Here is a 358-nt window from a genome sequence, read left to right on the forward strand (position 1 = left end):
GTGCAGCTCGGGATGACGTTCCTCGACGGCACCAGCATCCGTGCGCATCAGAAGGCTGCAGGAGCCCATCGAAAAGGGGCTCACAAGCTGAGCGGGACAGGCGCGAGGCGCTGGGCCGCTCGCGCGGCGGCTTTGGCAGCAAGGCCTGCGTGATCGCCGACGGTCTCGGTCGCGCGGTCGCCTTCATCCTGGCCCCCGGTCAGGCCCATGAACTCCCACACGCTATCCCGCTGCTGGACCGTCTGCCTGACGTGCCGAAGTGGGTGGTGGCCGACCGAGGTTATGCCAGTCACGCCTTTCGTGAGCACATCTGGAGCCGGGGTGCACGGCCCGCGATCCCGTCAAAGCGCAACGAAGC

The 358-nt window shown here is 67.6% G+C and carries 1 pseudogene; it reads left to right on the forward strand.

Annotated features, from left to right (window positions below):
- Positions 1 to 358, forward strand: a pseudogene (locus tag WDW90_RS38525) (transposase); the annotation flags it as partial.

This window comes from Methylobacterium nigriterrae (assembly GCF_037106235.1).
GTDB classification, from domain to species: domain Bacteria; phylum Pseudomonadota; class Alphaproteobacteria; order Rhizobiales; family Beijerinckiaceae; genus Methylobacterium; species Methylobacterium nigriterrae.